At 45.8% G+C, this 16,430-nt stretch carries 15 protein-coding genes; all 15 read left to right on the top strand.

From position 1 onward, the window contains the following. The first annotated feature begins 31 nt into the window (after positions 1 to 31). The 15 genes from nuoC to NI468_RS03435 all read left to right on the top strand — a co-directional run bounded on the left by nuoC (position 32) and on the right by NI468_RS03435 (position 16,396). Complete coding sequence (gene nuoC / locus NI468_RS03505; protein ID WP_004732074.1) at positions 32 to 1,819, top strand: NADH-quinone oxidoreductase subunit C/D; 1,788 nt, start codon at positions 32 to 34, stop codon at positions 1,817 to 1,819. 14 nt (positions 1,820 to 1,833) lie between these two features. After that, positions 1,834 to 2,343, top strand: a complete 510-nt coding sequence (nuoE, locus tag NI468_RS03500) for an NADH-quinone oxidoreductase subunit NuoE (protein WP_004280775.1) — start codon at positions 1,834 to 1,836, stop codon at positions 2,341 to 2,343. Then, a complete protein-coding gene (nuoF, locus tag NI468_RS03495) occupies positions 2,340 to 3,671 on the top strand; it encodes an NADH-quinone oxidoreductase subunit NuoF (protein ID WP_044111081.1) in 1,332 nt (443 codons plus the stop codon). The genes nuoE and nuoF overlap by 4 nt, the downstream gene beginning before the upstream one ends. A gap of 11 nt (positions 3,672 to 3,682) precedes the next feature. Next, entirely contained in the window at positions 3,683 to 6,361 is a 2,679-nt protein-coding gene (gene nuoG / locus NI468_RS03490; protein ID WP_253099942.1) for an NADH-quinone oxidoreductase subunit NuoG, read from the top strand. Positions 6,362 to 6,364: 3 nt separating this feature from the next. After that, complete coding sequence (gene nuoH / locus NI468_RS03485; protein ID WP_004280772.1) at positions 6,365 to 7,381, top strand: NADH-quinone oxidoreductase subunit NuoH; 1,017 nt, start codon at positions 6,365 to 6,367, stop codon at positions 7,379 to 7,381. Between the two features lie 18 nt (positions 7,382 to 7,399). After that, positions 7,400 to 7,942: an NADH-quinone oxidoreductase subunit NuoI gene (nuoI, locus tag NI468_RS03480; RefSeq protein ID WP_004280771.1), complete on the top strand. Its 543-nt coding sequence runs from the start codon at positions 7,400 to 7,402 to the stop codon at positions 7,940 to 7,942. After that, positions 7,942 to 8,460 carry an NADH-quinone oxidoreductase subunit J gene (gene nuoJ, locus NI468_RS03475; protein WP_171054322.1) on the top strand — a complete coding sequence of 173 codons (519 nt, stop codon included), beginning with the start codon at positions 7,942 to 7,944 and terminating at the stop codon, positions 8,458 to 8,460. The genes nuoI and nuoJ overlap by 1 nt, the downstream gene beginning before the upstream one ends. Beyond that, entirely contained in the window at positions 8,460 to 8,768 is a 309-nt protein-coding gene (gene nuoK, locus NI468_RS03470) for an NADH-quinone oxidoreductase subunit NuoK (RefSeq protein WP_004280769.1), read from the top strand. Before nuoJ ends, nuoK begins: the two co-directional genes overlap by 1 nt. Continuing rightward, a complete protein-coding gene (nuoL, locus tag NI468_RS03465; protein WP_253099939.1) occupies positions 8,765 to 10,660 on the top strand; it encodes an NADH-quinone oxidoreductase subunit L in 1,896 nt (631 codons plus the stop codon). The genes nuoK and nuoL overlap by 4 nt, the downstream gene beginning before the upstream one ends. A gap of 1 nt (position 10,661) precedes the next feature. After that, positions 10,662 to 12,275: an NADH-quinone oxidoreductase subunit M gene (nuoM, locus tag NI468_RS03460; RefSeq protein ID WP_253099936.1), complete on the top strand. Its 1,614-nt coding sequence runs from the start codon at positions 10,662 to 10,664 to the stop codon at positions 12,273 to 12,275. A 3-nt stretch (positions 12,276 to 12,278) separates the two neighbouring features. Next, on the top strand, positions 12,279 to 13,823 hold the full coding sequence (nuoN, locus tag NI468_RS03455) for an NADH-quinone oxidoreductase subunit NuoN (RefSeq protein ID WP_253099934.1): 1,545 nt from the start codon (positions 12,279 to 12,281) through the stop codon (positions 13,821 to 13,823). A gap of 123 nt (positions 13,824 to 13,946) precedes the next feature. After that, on the top strand, positions 13,947 to 14,582 hold the full coding sequence (gene upp / locus NI468_RS03450; protein ID WP_004280765.1) for a uracil phosphoribosyltransferase: 636 nt from the start codon (positions 13,947 to 13,949) through the stop codon (positions 14,580 to 14,582). Between the two features lie 84 nt (positions 14,583 to 14,666). After that, complete coding sequence (locus NI468_RS03445; RefSeq protein ID WP_004732065.1) at positions 14,667 to 14,960, top strand: cold shock domain-containing protein; 294 nt, start codon at positions 14,667 to 14,669, stop codon at positions 14,958 to 14,960. A gap of 192 nt (positions 14,961 to 15,152) precedes the next feature. Then, on the top strand, positions 15,153 to 15,512 hold the full coding sequence (locus tag NI468_RS03440) for a hypothetical protein (protein WP_253099931.1): 360 nt from the start codon (positions 15,153 to 15,155) through the stop codon (positions 15,510 to 15,512). A 161-nt stretch (positions 15,513 to 15,673) separates the two neighbouring features. Then, positions 15,674 to 16,396, top strand: coding sequence for a cold shock domain-containing protein (locus NI468_RS03435; RefSeq protein WP_253099928.1), 723 nt, complete (start codon positions 15,674 to 15,676; stop codon positions 16,394 to 16,396). The last annotated feature ends 34 nt before the right edge of the window (positions 16,397 to 16,430 follow it).

Raw genomic sequence — 16,430 nt, 5'->3', positions numbered from 1 at the left:
CTGAATTTGTATTAAATAGGAAGCCAAGCCAATGGCTGAAACTGACATTGCTATGCCAGAATCAACGCCTGTTGATTCACGCCCAGCATTTGCCATCATTGAAGAACTCAAAACCAAATTTGGTGAGAACTTCTTTGTGCAAACGACTTTCGAGGATTTCCCGACAGTCTGGGTTGAGCGCGCACGTGTACAAGAAGTTTTAATGTTCTTGCGTACAGTGTCACGTCCTTACGTGATGTTGTTCGACTTGTCAGCGGTAGATGAGCGTCTGCGTACGCACCGCGACGGTTTACCTGCGTCTGACTTCACCGTGTTCTATCACCTGTTGTCGCTCGAGCGTAATACTGACATTCGTATTAAAGTTGCCTTAGCAGAAAGCGATTTGAATCTTCCGACGGCAACCAATATTTGGCCAAATGCCAACTGGTACGAACGTGAAGCTTACGATATGTTCGGGATCAATTTCGAAGGGCATCCAATGCTCCGTCGTATCTTGTTGCCAACCTATTGGGAAGGTCATCCGCTACGTAAAGAATATTCTGCACGTGCGACTGAATATACGCCGTATTTGCAAGATAAAGCCAAACAGGACTACGAACAGGAACATCTTCGTTTCGTCCCTGAAGATTGGGGTATGAAGCGCGGCAATGCCGATGAAGACTTCATGTTCCTGAACTTGGGTCCGAACCATCCATCTGCGCACGGTGCGTTCCGTGTGATCTTGCAGCTGGACGGTGAAGAAGTGAAAGACTGTGTACCTGATATCGGTTATCACCACCGTGGTGTGGAAAAGATGGCTGAACGTCAAACCTGGCATTCATTCATTCCGTATACAGACCGTGTTGACTACCTCGGTGGTTGTGCGCAAAACATGCCTTACGTGCTTGGCGTAGAGCAAATGGCCGGTATTACTGTACCTGACCGTGCGCAATGTATCCGCGTGATGATGTCTGAACTGTTCCGTATCAATAACCACTTGCTGTTTATCGGTACTGCAATTCAAGATGCCGGCGGTATGACGCCAGTCTTCTACATGTTCGCCGATCGTCAAAAAATCTATGACGCGATCGAAGCGATCACCGGTTACCGTATGCACCCGGCATGGTTCCGTATCGGTGGTACAGCACATGACCTTCCAAACAACTGGCAGCACTTGATCCGTGAAATCCTGGACTGGATGCCAAAACGTTTGAAGGAATACCATACTGCGGCGCTGAAAAACTCGGTGTTTGTGGGTCGTACCCGTAATGTTGCGCAATACGATGCAAAATCTGCATTGGCTTGGGGTGTAACAGGTACAGGTCTACGCGCTACAGGTATCGACTTTGACGTACGTAAATACCGTCCATATAGCGGTTATGAAAATTACGACTTCGAAGTGCCAGTGGAGTACGAAGGCGATGCCTATGCACGTGTCATCGTTCACTACCGTGAAATCGAAGAATCACTGAAAATTATCAAACAATGTTTAGATAATATGCCGTCTGGTGCGTACAAAGCAGACCATCCACTGGCTGTTCCACCACCAAAAGACAAGACATTACAAGATATTGAAACCTTGATTACGCACTTCCTGAGTGTATCTTGGGGTCCTGTAATGCCGGCGGGTGAAGCATCTGTGATGGCGGAAGTGGTGAAAGGCGCGTCGAACTACTACTTGACTTCAGACAAGTCAACCATGAGTTACCGTACCCGTATCCGTACACCAACCTTCACGCATTTACAGCAAATGCCTTCTGTGATTAACGGCAGCTTAATGTCTGACTTAATCATTTATTTAGCGACCATTGACGTCGTAATGGCTGACGTGGATCGCTAAGGGGTAAACGCATTATGATGATTTTGACTGATAAAAAGCCACGTGTGAATGTTGAAGGAATTTTGACTGCTGACGAAATTCACGATATCGAACATCACATGGGGCACTACCCATACCCACGTGCAGCGTGTCTAGATGCGCTAAAGTGTGTACAACGCCGTAATGGCTGGGTAGATGATGCGCAAATGAATGCCATCGCACAAATGCTGAGCATGAGCGTTGCAGACCTTGAAGGTGTGGCAACGTTCTATAACCGTATTTACCGTCAGCCGGTCGGTCGTCACGTAATTTTGTTATGTGATTCGATTGCGTGTTTCTTGATGGGTGCGGAAACTTTGGCAGAAGCATTCCAGCGCGAATTAGGAATCCAATTTGGTCAAACGACTGCAGATGGTCGTTTCACTTTGCTGCCAATTTGCTGCCTGGGCAACTGTGACAAAGGTCCAACCTTAATGATTGATGAAGACACGCACGGTCTGGTTGAAGTGACTTCGGTGAAACAGCTGTTGGAGAAGTATGTATGAATACTGAACCAAAACCAATTTATGGCGACGGTAACCCGGAAACGCATCCATTAACATGGCGTTTAAGCAAACAAGCCAACGTGCGTAATGCAGATGATTACGAAGCGCTGGAAGGTTATGCAGGCTTTAAAAAAGCACTGACCATGTCGCCTAAAGATGTATTGGAAGTGGTTAAGGCAGCGACTGTTAAAGGTCGTGGTGGTGCAGGCTTCCCGGCAGGCATTAAATGGTCACTCATGGCGCCAAACGACAACTCAGGTCCACGTTACCTGATTTGTAATGCCGATGAGATGGAACCAGGTACCTTTAAAGACCGTTTGTTGATGGAAGATCTTCCGCATCAATTGATCGAAGGCATGCTGATTGCAGGCTATACGCTTGAAGCAACACACGGTTATATCTTTATCCGTGGCGAGTACATTGAAGCTGCTCAGTACTTAAATGAAGCACTTGAGCAAGTTCGTGCCAAAGGTTACTTAGGGGATAACATCCTTGGTACAGGCTGGAACTTCGAGTTACACGTGCATACCGGTGCGGGTCGTTATATCTGCGGTGAAGAAACTGCATTGATTAACTCGCTAGAAGGTCGCCGTGCCAACCCGCGTACTAAACCGCCATTCCCGCAAGTTGCAGGTGCTTGGGGTCGTCCTACGATTGTCAACAACGTAGAGACCTACAACAACTTACCAGCCATCATGCTGCGTGGTCCTGAATGGTATATCAACTTGTCTGCGGGTAAGTCGAAAGATCCAGGCACCAAGATTTATGGTGCATCAGGTAAGGTAAAATTCCCGGGTCTATGGGAGCTTCCATTTGGTACGACAGCACGTGAAGTGATTGAAGAACATGCTGGTGGTATGCGCGACGGTTTGAAACTGAAAGCATGGTTACCGGGCGGTGCATCAACTGACTTCCTGGCTGCCGAGCATATTGATCTTCCTATGGATGCGGAAAGCATCATGAAGGCAGGTTCGCGTTTAGGAACTTGCTTATTGATGGTGGTAGATGAAACCCAATGTATGGTTTCAGCGACACGTAACCTAGAAGAATTCTTTGCACGCGAATCATGTGGTTTCTGTACGCCTTGCCGTGATGGCTTACCTTGGGCTGTGAAAGCGCTGAAAGCACTGGAAGATGGCACAGGTAAGAAAGAAGATATCGATCACTTACAAGAACTGACTCGTAAGCTTTGGATTGGTAAAACTTTCTGTGCCCACGCACCGGGTGCAATGGAGCCGCTTATGGGCGCACTCAAATATTTCCGTGGCGAATTTGAAGCGAAGGTTGTGAATGCCGCCGCTCAAACCAGCAACGTAGAACAAGCTTAAGGAATTCGACTATGGCTACAATTCATGTCGATGGCAAATCGTATGAAGTCAACGGCTCGGAAAACTTGCTACAAGCATGTTTGAGTCTTGGCATTGATATCCCATACTTTTGTTGGCATCCATCCTTAGGTTCTGTCGGTTCTTGCCGTCAATGTGCCGTGACCCAGTACGCGAATCCAGAAGATACGCGTGGCCGTTTGGTCATGTCATGTATGACGCCTGCATCTGACAATACCTACATCTCGATTGAAGACAAAGAAGCCAAAGATTTCCGTGCTTCGATTGTTGAATTCTTGATGACCAACCACCCGCACGACTGTCCAGTCTGTGAAGAAGGTGGTCACTGTCATTTACAAGATATGACTGTAATGACGCAGCATGACCGTCGTCGCTACCGTTTCACCAAACGTACCCATTACAACCAGGAGCTTGGCTCATTCATTTCTCACGAAATGAACCGTTGTATCGCGTGTTACCGTTGTGTGCGTTATTACAAAGACTACGCAGGTGGTACGGACTTCGGCGTGTATGCCAACGCATCACGTGTGTACTTTGGTCGTCCTGAATCAGGCACTCTAGAGTCTGAATTCTCGGGTAACCTGACTGAAGTCTGTCCAACAGGTGTATTCACCGACAAAACTCATTCGGCTCGCTACAACCGTAAATGGGACATGCAGTATGCGCCAAGCGTATGCCAAGGCTGTTCTTCAGGTTGTAACATCTCTCCGGGTGAACGTTATGGCGAACTTCGCCGCGTAGAAAACCGTTATAACGGTGAAGTCAACCAATACTTCCTATGCGACAAAGGCCGTTTCGGTACAGGTTATGTGAACCGTGAAGACCGTCCGCGTCAACCACAATTCCGTCAAGGTGCAACTGTTGAAACTGTTTCAGTTGATGCAGCACTAGACACGGTCATTGCAAATATCCAGGGCAAAAAAGTATTGGGTATTGGTTCACCGCGTGCATCACTTGAGTCGAACTTCGCACTTCGTGAGTTGGTGGGTCAAGAGAAATTCTCAACAGGTCTATCTCAAAAAGAGCAAAACCTGGTTGAACTTGCTGCTTCTATCATGCAAACCGAGGGTGTTTACAACCCGAACATGCGTGAAATTGAAAGCTACGATGCTGTGTTAATTTTGGGTGAAGACCTGACACAAACTGCGCCACGTATGGCTTTATCTGTTCGCCAGGCTGCGAAAAATAAAGGCAAAGAGATGGCGGCAGAGCGCCGTACGCAAGAGTGGTTGGCTGAACCGGTACAACGTATTGCACAAGATGCGAAATCTCCGATTTACATCCTGGCTGCGACACAAACCCGTTTGTCTGATGTTGCTGAAGGTGAAGTAGTTGCTTCTCCAAACGACATTGCACGTTTAGGTTTTGCAGTTGCTGCAGCAGTTGCGGGTGAAACGATTCTTGGTTTAGATGACGATGCCAAAGCATTTGCACAAACCATTGCGGACACTTTAAAAGCTGCGAAGAAACCACTGATCATCTCAGGTACAAGCTTGCAAGATCCTGCCATTATGGAAGCTGCTGCACAAGTTGCACAGAATCTGGGTAATGCAGGTCTGACCTTGACGGTTCCTGAAGTGAACTCGATGGGTATGGCAATCTTTGGTGGTCAAAGCCTAGAGCAAGCATTTGCACAAGATTACGATACTGTGATTGTGGTTGAAAACGACCTTTACCGTCGTCTTCCTGCTGTACAGGTCGATGCTGCACTTGCAGGTAAAGATGTGATCGTACTGGATCACTCTGAAACTGCAACAGTGAAAAAAGCCGACATCGTACTTTCTGCTGCATCGTTTGCTGAAGGTGATGGTACTGTCGTTTCTCAAGAAGGCCGTGCACAACGTTTCTACCAAGTGTATGACCCAAGCTACTACAATCCTGAATTGGCGATCAAGGAATCTTGGCGCTGGTTACATGCTCTGGAAACAGGCGTAAAAGGCAAAGCGATTTCTTGGACTTTACTGGATGATGTGATCGAGTCAGTGGCGAAAAACGTTCCTGCGCTTGAAGGCATTCTGGATGTTGCACCTGATGCGGGCTTCCGTGTTCATGGCTTGAAAGTGGCACGTGAACCACGTCGTTACTCAGGTCGTACTTCAATGCGTTCGCCATTGTCTGTCCATGAGCCAAAACAGCCTACAGATAAAGACTCTGCATTAACATTCTCGATGGAAGGTTATGTCGGAGACCAGACTCCATCTCCACTGGTTCCATTTGCATGGTCTGCAGGCTGGAACTCGCCACAAGCTTGGAACAAGTTCCAGGAAACTGTGGGTGGTTCACTGAAAGGTGGTGATTCAGGCGTTCGTTTATTCGACCGTTTGGCAAAACGTCCGGCACGTACATTCGTTGCACCGGCACCTGTTCTGGTCAATGCTGAAAGCTTCCGTCTAGTACCGATGCACCATATTTTTGGTTCAGGTGAATTCACGGTAAAAACACCAGCGATGGAAACGCGTATTCCTGAAGCGGTATTTGCAGTGGGTGAGCAGGATGCAGCGCGCCTGAATGTTCAAGATGGTCAGACAATCACGGTGAAAGCAGGTGAGACATCAATCGTTCTTCCAGTTCAAGTGATTGAATATTTACCGACAGGTTATATTGGCTACCCAATCGGTCTGGCACCGACGGTATCTCTTGCAGAGCCTGTTTCAGTCGCGGTAGGAGTGTAATTCATGGAACAAGAATTAATCCGTCAAACGCCGCTGTGGGCTGAAAACTGGCCAATTGCCTATTCAGTCATTCAAGCGATTGTGATCTTGCTGGTTGTAGTACTGATCGCTGCGTTGATGTCTTTTATTGAACGTCGTTTACTCGGCTTGTGGCAAGACCGTTACGGTCCGAACCGTGTTGGTCCGGGTGGTATGTTCCAGATTGTTGCCGACATGCTGAAAATCATGTTCAAGGAAGACTGGACACCTAAGTTTGCTGACAAATTGACTTTCCGTATGGCGCCAGCAGTTGCGATGGCAACTGCGGTGCTGTCGTTCATGGTTATTCCTGTATCACCTTATTTAGGTGTAGCAGACATGAACATCGGCCTGTTGTTCTTTATGGCAATGGCGGGTATTGCAGTTTATGCAGTCCTGTTCGGTGGCTGGTCATCAAACAACAAATATGCCTTACTGGGCGGTTTACGTTCTGCAGCTCAAACCATTTCGTATGAAGTGTTCTTGGGTATCTCGTTGATGGGTGTGGTGGCAATTGCCGGTTCATTCAACATGCGTGAAATCGTTGAAGCGCAAAAAGATGTCTGGTTTGTGATTCCTCAGTTCCTAGGTTTCTTGATCTTCGTGGTTGCAGGTGTGGCGGTAACGCATCGTCACCCATTTGACCAACCAGAAGCAGAACAGGAACTGGCAGAAGGTTACCATGTCGAATACGGCGGTATGAAATGGGGGATGTTCTTCGTTGCGGAATACGTCAACGTGGTACTGATCTCTGCATTGATCGTGACTTTATTCTTCGGTGGCTGGCTTGCGCCATTCAACCTTGATATTCCGTTCCTTCCAGCAGCATTCTGGTTCATTATCAAAACAGCATTCTTTGTAATGATGTTTGTACTGGCGCGTGGTTCTTTAATGCGTCCACGTTATGACCAGGTGATGAACTTTGGTTGGAAAATTTGCTTGCCATTGGCGTTGGTTAACCTTTTGGTAACTGGTGCTGTGATTCTGATGAATCAGGCCTAAGACAGCAGGGAGAACAAAATGTTTAAATTTCTAGCTGGATTCGGGTCAATCGTTCGTTCGTTGTGGATGGTGTTCAGCCACGCAACACGTAAACGTGACACCATTTTATATCCGGAAGTGCCGGCCGAAGAAATTGTGCCACCACGCTTCCGTGGTCGTATCGTATTGACACGCGACCCTGATGGCGAAGAACGCTGTGTGGCATGTAACCTGTGTGCGGTTGCCTGTCCGGTAGGCTGTATTTCACTACAAAAAGCAGAACGTGAAGATGGTCGCTGGTATCCGGAATTTTTCCGTATCAACTTCTCGCGTTGTATTTTCTGCGGTATGTGTGAAGAAGCGTGTCCAACCACTGCGATTCAGATGACCCCGGACTTCGAGCTTGGCGAATATGTTCGTCAGGACTTGGTCTATGAAAAAGAACACCTGCTGATTTCTGGTCCTGGTAAATATCCTGACTATAACTTCTACCGTGTCACCGGTATGGCAGTTGCTGGTAAGGACAAAGGTCAAGCACAGCGTGAAAGTGCACCTGTTGATGTACGGAGTCTATTACCATGATGTGGCCATTTTATTTAATGGCCCTCGTGGCCATTGTCTCTACGGTTCGCGTGGTCACTAACGCGAATCCGGTACATGCTTTATTAAGTCTGATCGTGTCATTGCTTGCAGTCGCAGGCATGTTCCTGATCGTGGGTGCGCCATTCGCTGGTGCGCTGGAAGTGATCGTTTATGCGGGCGCGATCATGGTGTTGTTCGTGTTCGTGGTAATGATGCTGAACCTGGGTGAGCAGACCGTTGAACAAGAACGTAAATGGTTGACTTCATCGGCTTGGGCTTATCCGGCGTTGATGAGCTTCCTGATCGGCTTGGTACTGGTATGGGTATTAAACTCTGATTACACACAAGCTTCACTGGTAATGGGTACAGAAATGGTGGGCCCGAAAGCAGTGGGTCAAGCACTCTTTACGCAATACTTGTTGTTGGTTGAAGTTGCCGCGATGTTATTGCTTGCTGCCCTGGTAGCTGCATTCCATTTAGGTAAACGTGAACCAGATGCAGAAGAGGAAAAAGAATAATGGGCAACATCCCTTTAGAGCATGGTTTGATCGTTGCATCTATTCTCTTTGCACTGGGTTTTTACGGTGTAATGGTGCGACGCAACCTACTATTTATTTTAATGAGCCTTGAAATCATGATGAACGCTGCTGCTTTAGCGTTCGTCCTGGCGGGCAGTGCATGGGCACAGCCAGATGGTCAGATCATGTTTATCCTGATCCTGACGCTTGCTGCGGCAGAGGCTTGTATTGGTCTTGCGATCGTCCTTCAGTTCTATCATCGCTTCCATCACCTGGATGTGGATGCTGCTAGTGAGATGCGCGGATGAGTTATTTATATCTAACAATTTTATTTCCGCTCATTGGTTTTGTCCTGTTAGCGGCGGGGCGCAACAAGCTTCCGGAATCTGTTGCAGCGATCATTGGTGTCGGTGCAGTCGGTTTATCTGCACTGTTCGCACTGATTGCGGGTATGGACTTTGTGAATAATGGTTCAACTGCAGTAGTACAACATCTTTGGACCTGGTTCAGTGTTGGCGGTTTTGCTCCGGGCATCAGCTTGCAACTGGATGGCTTGTCTTTATTGATGCTGGGCATGGTGACAGGCGTGGGTTTCTTAATTCACATCTTTGCATCATGGTACATGCGCGGTGAAGAAGACTTTGCACGTTTCTTCTCTTACTTCAACCTGTTCGTTGCCAGCATGTTATTGTTGGTCTTGGGTGACAACCTGGCGTTGTTATTCCTGGGTTGGGAAGGTGTAGGTCTGTGTTCATACCTGCTGATCGGTTATTACTACCAGAACCCTGCAAATGGTCTGGCGGCAATCAAGGCATTTACCGTGACCCGTATCGGTGACGTGTTCCTGCTGATTGCCATGTTCCTGATCTTCCAGCAATTTGGTACCTTGAACATTCAATACATCGTTGAAAATGCAGCGACTGTAATGACACAAAGTTCTTCACTGACCATCTGGACAGCATTGTTATTGTTCTTGGGTGCGGCAGGTAAATCTGCACAAATCCCATTACAAACATGGTTAGCCGATGCAATGGCAGGTCCAACCCCTGTTTCTGCATTGATCCATGCTGCAACCATGGTCACCGCGGGTGTTTACCTGTGCTGCCGTCTGTTTGCAGTATTTGAACTTGCGCCAGAAGTGATGGTATTTATTTCGATCACAGGTGCGGTGACCTTGCTGGTTGCTGGTTTTGCTGCATTGGTTCAAACCGACATCAAACGTATTCTGGCTTACTCAACCATGAGTCAGCTGGGTTATATGTTTATGGCGGTGGGTGCTGAAGCATACCAGGCAGGTCTGTTCCATATGCTGACTCACGCATTCTTCAAGGCATTATTGTTCTTGTCGTCTGGTGCGGTGATTCTGGCTTACCATCACGAACAAAACATCTTCAAGATGGGCGGTTTGTTCTACAAGAACAAATTCCTGTTCGCATGTTTCGCGATTGGTGGCGGTGCATTGGCAGCGATTCCATTCCTGACCATTGGTTTCTTCTCAAAAGATGCGATTCTTGCTGCAGTGTGGACGCAAAGTCATATTGCTGGCTTACCAGTGTATAACACGCTGTACTGGGTTGGTGTTGCAGGTGCATTCTTAACGTCTATTTATACATTCCGTTTAATCTGGGTTGTATTCTTCGGCAAAGAAAACACGCCTTATCATGAAATCAAAGGTGCAACTTACTGGGGCCCATTAGCGATTCTTGCTGTCCTTTCAACAGGTCTGGCAATTGTCCTGAAAGCACCAGTGATGAACATTCTGGATGCTGCACAAATTCCAGCCTTCATTATTCCTGAAGCGCTTGAAGCAGGTGCACATGGTGCAGAGTATGTTGCAATTGCTGTAGCTTTGGCTGGTTTAGCCGTAGGCGTGGTTTTGTTCGCTTTTGCTTACAATGCAGTAAAACGTTTTGCAGCGACTTCTGTCGGTGCTGGCCTGGTAAACATTTGCCGTAATGCACTTGGTTTCGATACGCTTTATGACATCATTTTCGTGAAGCCATATTTGTTGTTCGCGAAAATCTTTGGTCGTGATCCAATTGATGGCCTATGGCTGGTACTTCCTGCACTTGTTAAAGGTGGTCACAGCTTTACCAGTTCACGTCAAACCGGTTCACTGCGTGAATATGCATCTAGTATGGGGCTCGGTGTCGTTGTCCTACTGATGATCTTGATCGTGATTCAGGTCGTGGGGAAATAAAATGGAAGCTCCAAACAATATTATTTTGCCGGCTCTGATCCTCATTCCGTTCATTGCAGGTTTCATTTGCTGGTTGGTCGATAAACTCGACCAACACTTGCCGCGTTATATCGCGCTGATCGGTATGCTGGTGACTTTGGTCTTGACCATTGTCCTTTGGCAGACTGGTACTTATAACTATGAATTAGGCGGTGCTACACCTTCGTGGGCTGCCGAATTCAAACTGCCTTGGATTCAAACCCTGGGCATTAACATTCACCTAGCGGTGGATGGTTTATCTCTGCTTATGGTTGGCTTGACTGCACTCCTCGGTGTGCTGGCAGTCGGCTGTTCATGGGGCGAGATTCAAAAGAACGTTGGTTTCTTCCACTTGAACCTTTTATGGTCTTTAGGTGGTGTGATCGGTGTATTCCTGGCAATTGACCTGTTCCTGTTCTTCTTCTTCTGGGAGATGATGCTGGTGCCAATCTACTTCCTGATTGCCCTTTGGGGTCATAAAGGGGCAGAAGGCAAGTCACGTGTTTATGCGGCAAACAAGTTCTTCATTTACACGCAGGTTGCCGGTTTGGTGATGCTGATTGGTATCCTGGGTCTGGTGACTGTAGGCTATACCATGACTGGCGAAATCCGTTTCGACTACAACTACCTATTAGGTGTGGCGAATACGCTTGACGCACAGGCTCCAACGGTTGCTTATGCCTTCATGGTCTGCCTATTCATCGGTTTTGCGGTAAAACTGCCAGTTTTCCCATTACACGGCTGGTTACCAGATGCGCATGCGCAAGCACCAACAGCGGGTTCTGTCGATCTTGCAGGTATCTTGATTAAGACTGCGGCGTACGGTTTATTACGTTTCGTGATTCCGTTCTTCCCGGCAGCATCTGCACAGTTTGCAGACTTCGCAATCATTCTGGGTTTAATCGGTATCTTCTACGGTGCTTGGTGTGCTTTCCAGCAAACCGACATGAAACGCCTGTTGGCTTATACTTCTATTTCACACATGGGCTTCGTTTTACTTGCGATCTACGCGGGTAACATCCTGACCTTCCAGGGTCTGATGATCATGATGTTGGCACATGGTATTTCATCTGCTGCACTGTTTATTATGTGTGGTCAGGTATATGAGCGTGTGCATACGCGTGATATGCGTCTGATGGGTGGTATGCGTGGTCAGTTCCCGTATCTTGCATTCTTCCTGATGTTCTTCGTTGCAGCGCTGGTGGGTATTCCAGGTCTGGGTAACTTCATTGGTGAGTTCCTGATCCTGATGGGTGCTTATGCGAAATTCCCGGCGTTTACCATCATTGCAGCAATCAGTCTGGTATTTGCGGGTCTGTACGGTCTGATCCTGATTCACAAAGCCTTGTTTGGTGTGCCAAATGAAGAGCAAAAGCAGCACTATACAAATCCATTAAAAGATCTAAATGCACGTGAAATCGCATTATTGTTGCTCTGTGCGTTTGGTCTACTTTGGCTTGGTCTATATCCACAAAGCTTCCTTGACGTTTCTAACTCAAGCATGGCGTGGTTAGCGAATAGCTACATTCCAGTTCAAGAAGTGGTTGAAGTTGCTGATCAGGTAACGACTCAACTTGAAAATGTGGAGATCCAATAAGCCATGAACTTCACAATGTCTTTTTCTGAGCTTATGCCTCTAGCACCTGTGATGATCGTGTCATTAACTGCGATCGTCGTGATGTTGCTGACCGCAATCAAGCGTAACCATAACCTGGTGGCTACCACCACGGTGATTGGTTTAAACCTTGCTGCGTTTTATATCATTTTCGTTTTGTTGGCAGGCGTATTTGCACCTGCCAACGTGATGAATCTGTTCATCGTAGATCCATTTACGATGCTGTATCAGTTTGTGATCCTGATTGCTGCACTTGCATGTGCAACGCTATCTCACGCGTATATCGAAACCTATAAAGATAACCGTGAAGAGCTGTATATCCTGATGCTGACATCCGTTGCGGGTGCCATGCTAATGGTGGCTAGCTCACACTATGCATCATTCTTTATCAGCCTTGAGTTGATGTCGATTCCTGTATATGGCTTGTTGGCATATACACATCAACGTTCTCAATCGCTTGAAGCGGGTGTGAAATATCTGGTGCTTTCAGCAACTGCATCTGCAATGTTGTTGATGGGTATGGCATATATTTATGCATATACAGGTACTTTAAGTTTCGTTGCTGAACCGGGCAAACTGTTTACTGTATTCAGTCAACCGGCTGTGGTAATTGGTCTGGCTTTAATTGTATTTGCTGTGGCATTTAAATTATCGCTGGCACCATTCCACAAATGGACACCAGACGTATACGCTGGTGCACCAGCGCCAATCGCGACTTTCCTTGCGACTGTTGCGAAAGTGGCGATGATTGGTCTGTTTGTTCGTTATGTATTGTCTTCAGGTTTAATCCTGGCAGACAGCTTCGTCACCATCATTTCGATTATTGCGGTTCTGTCTATCCTTGCAGGTAACTTGCTGGCGGTTCGCCAGGTGAACTTGAAACGTATCTTGGCATATTCTTCAATTGCACACTTTGGTTATTTGCTGGTTGCCATCGTAAGCTCACGTAATACCGACTTCTTGCAAGTTCAAGGTTTCGCGACTTTTGAAAGTGTAAACGTCTACGTGATTACTTATGTATTAACCACGATCGGTGCGTTCGGTGTCGTTACGCTGATGTCTAGTCCGTATAACAATACGGATGAAGCGGGTAGTCTGGCTGAATACCGTGGTCTGTTCTGGCGTCGTCCAGTATTGACTGCTGTATTGACGGTGATGATGCTGTCTCTTGCAGGTATTCCTTTAACTGCCGGCTTTATCGGTAAGTTCCTGGTGATTAAAACTGCAGTTGCAGGCGAAGCCTGGTTCCTGACTGCTATGGTGATTCTAGGTTCTGGTATCGGTCTGTACTACTACCTGCGTGTGATGGTTGTACTTTACATGACACCACCTGAAACACCACGTCTAGATGCGGTGAATCATTGGGGTCAAAAAGTGGGCGGTATCATGGTACTTCTTGCTGCGCTTGCGGTACTTGTGATCGGTGTCTACCCAGATCCGGTGATTGCAGTATCTAAATATGCATTCTTTGCCATGTCACCTGAATTGCAACAGTTCATTTTCACTTTGGTTCAAAGTGGTTTTAACTAATATCTGCAAAGATTGACGTTATTACAAAAAAGCCTCCATGATTGGGGGCTTTTTTATTTATACAAATCAATAAAAGCCTTTATAATAGCGGAAATTTATCTTTAACCTTTTAGGTGTTCTCCCGTGGCAATCCATGAAATCCGTCATCCACTCATTCGACATAAGCTTGGTTTACTCCGTCGTGCAGATATCAGTACCAAGAATTTTCGTGAGTTAGCTCAAGAAGTGACCATGCTTCTAACTTATGAAGCAACCAAAGACCTGCCAATGGTTGAACATGATATTGATGGCTGGAATGGTGCTGTTACAGTTGACCGTATTGCGGGTAAAAAAATCACCGTTGTACCAATTCTACGTGCCGGTATTGGCATGCTTGACGGTTTCCTGAACCTGATTCCAAGTGCAAAAGTATCGGTACTTGGTTTAGAGCGTGATGAAGAAACTCTGGAAGCACGTACCTATTATAAAAAACTGGTTCCAGACGTACAAAACCGTATCGCGATGATCATTGATCCAATGTTGGCGACAGGTTCTTCTTTAGTGGCTGCAATTGATGTATTGAAAGCCAGCGGCTGTAAAGACATTCGTGTGATGGTTCTGGTTGCTGCACCAGAAGGCATTAAGCGTGTAGAAGCTACGCATCCGGATGTTGTGATTTTTACTGCTTCTATCGATAATGGCTTAAATGAAAATGGTTATATCGTTCCAGGTCTTGGCGATGCTGGCGATAAAATCTTTGGTTCAGTTCAAAAAGACTAATTTTTGAATATGATGAAAAAAGGGGCTACTACAGCCTCTTTTTTATATAATGTAGACAGGGCATTTTCAGGATAGGACAATAGCATGAAAGATGAATTGTATCAGGGCAAAATTAAACAGTATGACCCTGCCAAAGGTTTCGGTTTTATTGGCTGCGCTGAGGGAGATGTATTCTTCCATATTTCAGACTTCCCTGCGGCAGAAGGCGAGCCAAAACGCAATGAACGCGTGAAATTTAATGTTGTTGAAAATGGCGATAAGTATAAAGCGATTAAGATTGAACGTGTCGAAGACAACTCAAAGAAAGCTAAAAAAACCAAAGTGGCAACACACAATAAATCAATTACATCGGCATTGTTAAACAACTTCCGTGGTTAATGGATTATTCTCATACTTAATAGTGTTTGGTTACATTCTAAAAGAGGCTTTCAAGCCTCTTTTTTTATAGCACTACCGCTTATATATTTAAAGAGACAGACAACACATAAAAAATCCACCAAACAGCAACAATGCTGAACATTTCCTTTGGCTTAGAATACAAATTAAATGAATTCTATAGAGATAAATGTCATGTTTACGGATGGAAAAATTAAAACTTACGATTCCGAACGTGGTATGGGTACTTTGGAGTTGATAGGGGAAGCTCAAGAGTTAAGTTTCAAGCTACAGGATTTACCTTCGCCTGAAATTGAGCCACAAATTGGAGAGCGGCTTAAATTTAGAATCATTTCCCAACAAGAACGCATGACCTTAGACAACTTGGTACGCTTGGATATTAAAGTGCAGGATGAATTTGTGCCAGAAGTCGTCGCCTTGCAATCCTTGGCACCCACAGTCCCTGTTCCGGTACGTAATTCACTTTTCTTTAGTCCGACCCTATGGCTGGCATTGGTATCAGCTGTTGGGTTTATGATTTTTGGCGAAGTATAAATAAAAAAGAAATTTTAATTTTTTACTTTTAACTTGGGATCTCTTCTTTTTCTATAAGAGGCACTTCTAGTTTTTGTGTTTCTGCTTTAGAGAATTTTACAAAAGCTTTTCAGTCTCTTTTTGATTACAATCATAAAAAATATTAAAGATAAGAGCGAATTATGTTTCAAGAGGGGAAAATCAAAACCTATAACGAAGATCGTGGTTTTGGTTTTATTCAGATCGAAGGGCAATCTAAAGATTTATTTTTCCATGTCAAAGACTTTCCCAATAAAAATGTTCCGCCAAGAATTGGGGAAAAATTAAAGTTTTTAATTGTGGAAGATAATGGAAAGTTTAAGGCGGACCATATTGTTCGCTTGGATGTTAAAGCAACGATGTCTGTTGCACAAAATAATGATCTACATGAAGATATTGAAACCAAAGCCTCTCCACGTTATGAAAAGAAAAAATCATCAACTACATCAAAAATAATCACAATATCAGGACTGGTGATTATTGTGATTCTTGCTGTTCTTGTTTATAACAAATACCAAAGCTACCAAGTTCAAAAACAGCAAAAGCTTGAAGGACTGATGGTAGAGCAGCAACGAATTGTCGCTGAGCAGCGAGCAGCGCAAGGTGATTTACCTATGCAAGGATTATCTGAACAGGGCAGAAAGAACCTGGAAAATCGCGGCACTGAATTAAGAAGCCAAAGTAACCCAGTTAATCCGAAAACTTCAGAAACGGCTTCGCCATCTGTATCTCAATTTAAATGTGATGGTCGAGAGCACTGTAGTCAGATGCGTTCTTATGAGGAAGCATTATTTTTTATTCGTAACTGTCCCAATACCAAAATGGATGGTGACGGCGATGGGATACCATGTGAAAGTCAGTTTTGATGAATCATAAAAAAAGCACCTTACGGTGCTTTTA

This window comes from Acinetobacter lwoffii (assembly GCF_024129355.1).
In the GTDB taxonomy this organism is placed as follows: Bacteria; Pseudomonadota; Gammaproteobacteria; order Pseudomonadales; family Moraxellaceae; genus Acinetobacter; species Acinetobacter lwoffii_I.
The sequence above is the reverse complement of the archived record's forward strand: the minus strand, read 5'-3'. Positions and strand labels throughout refer to the sequence as shown.

Excerpts from the sequence above, each read along its gene's own strand:
- nuoN (WP_253099934.1), top strand. The coding sequence starts at position 12,279 with ATGAACTTCACAATGTCTTTTTCTGAGCTTATGCCTCTAGCACCTGTG.
- nuoG (WP_253099942.1), top strand. The coding sequence starts at position 3,683 with ATGGCTACAATTCATGTCGATGGCAAATCGTATGAAGTCAACGGCTCG.
- nuoF (WP_044111081.1), top strand. The coding sequence starts at position 2,340 with ATGAATACTGAACCAAAACCAATTTATGGCGACGGTAACCCGGAAACG.
- NI468_RS03440 (WP_253099931.1), top strand. The coding sequence starts at position 15,153 with ATGTTTACGGATGGAAAAATTAAAACTTACGATTCCGAACGTGGTATG.
- NI468_RS03435 (WP_253099928.1), top strand. The coding sequence starts at position 15,674 with ATGTTTCAAGAGGGGAAAATCAAAACCTATAACGAAGATCGTGGTTTT.
- NI468_RS03445 (WP_004732065.1), top strand. The coding sequence starts at position 14,667 with ATGAAAGATGAATTGTATCAGGGCAAAATTAAACAGTATGACCCTGCC.
- nuoL (WP_253099939.1), top strand. The coding sequence starts at position 8,765 with ATGAGTTATTTATATCTAACAATTTTATTTCCGCTCATTGGTTTTGTC.
- nuoM (WP_253099936.1), top strand. The coding sequence starts at position 10,662 with ATGGAAGCTCCAAACAATATTATTTTGCCGGCTCTGATCCTCATTCCG.
- nuoC (WP_004732074.1), top strand. The coding sequence starts at position 32 with ATGGCTGAAACTGACATTGCTATGCCAGAATCAACGCCTGTTGATTCA.
- nuoI (WP_004280771.1), top strand. The coding sequence starts at position 7,400 with ATGTTTAAATTTCTAGCTGGATTCGGGTCAATCGTTCGTTCGTTGTGG.
- nuoH (WP_004280772.1), top strand. The coding sequence starts at position 6,365 with ATGGAACAAGAATTAATCCGTCAAACGCCGCTGTGGGCTGAAAACTGG.
- nuoK (WP_004280769.1), top strand. The coding sequence starts at position 8,460 with ATGGGCAACATCCCTTTAGAGCATGGTTTGATCGTTGCATCTATTCTC.
- nuoE (WP_004280775.1), top strand. The coding sequence starts at position 1,834 with ATGATGATTTTGACTGATAAAAAGCCACGTGTGAATGTTGAAGGAATT.
- nuoJ (WP_171054322.1), top strand. The coding sequence starts at position 7,942 with ATGTGGCCATTTTATTTAATGGCCCTCGTGGCCATTGTCTCTACGGTT.